This is a genomic window from Polynucleobacter sp. 39-46-10 (assembly GCF_002282275.1).
In genome coordinates, this window is sequence record NZ_NCJB01000569.1 from 1 (window position 1) to 1,015 (window position 1,015).

Here is a 1,015-nt window from a genome sequence, read left to right on the forward strand (position 1 = left end):
CACAAATCTCCAAAAGTTTAGACAGATTGATCAAAAAAGAAATGTTGACTAGTCAATCCAAAGAGGAGGCATTAAAGCGTATTAAAGGCAGCACCTCTTATGTCGATCTAAAAGGATTACACCTTGTTATTGAAGCGGCAACAGAAAACCAAGCTATCAAAGAAAAGATATTGAAACAGGTTGATGAGATTGTGAGTGCAGAGACGATTATTGCCACCAACACCTCCTCACTTTCAATTACTCAGCTTGCCGCTCTAGATTCGCATCCGGAGCGATTTATTGGGATGCACTTCTTTAATCCCCCTCCGCTCATGGCTTTAGTGGAGGTCATCAGGGGTTTACAAACGAGCGATGCCACTCATGCCGCCATTATCGAGATGGCTAAGCGAATTGGTAAAGAGCCTATTACCGTGAAGAATTCGCCCGGTTTTGTAGTTAACCGCATTCTATTGCCGATGATTAATGAAGCCTTTTTTGTCTTGCACGAAGGCCTTGCCAGTCCAGAAGATATCGATGCGGGCATGAAGTTAGGCTGCAATCAACCCATTGGTCCGCTTGCTTTGGCTGATCTCATTGGCCTAGATACCTGCCTAGCAATCATGGAGGTCTATTTTGAAAACTTTAGTGACTCAAAATATCGCCCTTGCCCACTGCTACGCGAAATGGTTGCTGCTGGTTATCTTGGCCGCAAGACTGGCCGTGGCGTTTATCACTACGATCAATAATCTCTTTTATATCAATATCACTCGCAAAGAAGTATCGTGAATCCTTTACCCCCTCTTGTTATTAAATTAGCTTACGCAGGTCTTATCCCTTTTGTTGTACTAGCTTTAATCGTTCAGTTAGCGCCAACACCTCTCAACTATTTAGGCGCCGAATCGCTTGCAGGTTATGGTGCGGTTATCACTGCATTTATGGGGGCGCTTCATTGGGGCGCTAATCTTCATACTCTCGGAAAAAATCCACCCGGTGATCGCTGGGAAGATCGCAATGCTTGGATCTGGGGAGTGATTCC

The 1,015-nt window shown here is 44.8% G+C and carries 2 protein-coding genes; both read left to right on the top strand.

Annotated features, from left to right (window positions below):
* Nucleotides 1–725, top strand: a 725-nt coding sequence (locus tag B7X71_RS17790) for a 3-hydroxyacyl-CoA dehydrogenase NAD-binding domain-containing protein (RefSeq protein WP_293601717.1), incomplete at its 5' end; no start/stop codon positions are given.
* Between the two features lie 36 nt (nucleotides 726–761).
* A partial coding sequence (locus tag B7X71_RS17795; protein ID WP_293601718.1) for a DUF3429 domain-containing protein occupies nucleotides 762–1,015 on the top strand: 254 nt, incomplete at its 3' end.